Here is a 1,098-nt window from a genome sequence, read left to right as displayed (position 1 = left end):
GCGGCGATCGAAGCGGGACGGATGCCGATTTTCGAGCCGGGCCTCGACCAGCTCGTGGGCAATAATGCCGAGGCGGGCCGCCTGACCTTCACCACGGACCTTGCGGCCGGCGTCAAGGGCGCGGACGCGATCTTCATCGCGGTCGGAACGCCTTCGCGCCGGGGCGATGGCCATGCCGATCTCTCCTATGTCTATGCTGCAGCGCGGGAAATCGTCGCAGCGCTCGATGGTCCGGCGGTCATCGTCACCAAGTCGACCGTGCCCGTGGGCACTGGTGACGAGGTCGAGCGAATCGCGCGGGAATTGAAGCCCGACCTCGACATCCAGGTCGTGTCCAATCCCGAATTCCTGCGCGAAGGCGCGGCGATCGGCGATTTCAAGCGCCCCGACCGGGTCGTCGTCGGCACCACGGGTTCGGAACGGGCGATCGCGGTGATGAGCCAGGTCTATCGTCCGCTCAACCTGAACCAGGCACCGTTGATGTTCACCGGGCGGCGCACCGCTGAACTGATCAAATATGCCGCCAATGCTTTCCTGGCGACCAAGATCACCTTCATCAACGAGATGGCGGACCTGTGCGAGGCGGTCGGCGCTGATGTGCAGGACGTGTCGCGCGGCATCGGCCTCGACAATCGCATCGGCAGCAAATTTCTGCACGCGGGGCCGGGCTATGGCGGCTCCTGCTTCCCCAAGGATACGCTGGCGCTGGTCAAGACCGGCCAGGATCATGACACGCCGATCCGCATCGTCGAGACGGTGGTGCAGGTCAATGACCTGCGCAAGCGCGCCATGGGGCGCAAGATCGTCAAGGCGCTGGGCGGTGACGCGCGCGGCAAGACAGTCGCGCTGCTGGGCCTGACCTTCAAGCCCAATACCGACGACATGCGCGACGCGCCCAGCCTCGCCATCGTCCAGGCGCTGGAGGATGCGGGCGCGAAGATCGTCGCCTATGATCCCGAAGGCATGGCGGTCGCCGCGCCCATGATGCCCAATGTCACCATGGCCAAGGACGCCTATGAAGCGGCAGAAGGTGCCGATGTGCTGGTGCTGGTCACCGAATGGGACATTTTCCGCGCGCTCGACATGAAGCGCCTCGCC

General features: G+C 65.2%; 1 protein-coding gene. It reads left to right on the top strand.

The window, feature by feature from the left end:
• On the top strand, positions 1 to 1,098 hold a 1,098-nt coding region (locus V2I08_RS20475), incomplete at both ends, for a UDP-glucose/GDP-mannose dehydrogenase family protein (RefSeq protein WP_349636583.1).

It is taken from the genome of Sphingobium sp. MK2, from assembly GCF_040170545.1.
In the GTDB taxonomy this organism is placed as follows: Bacteria; Pseudomonadota; Alphaproteobacteria; order Sphingomonadales; family Sphingomonadaceae; genus Sphingobium.
This window is presented reverse-complemented; position numbering and strand designations above follow the sequence as displayed.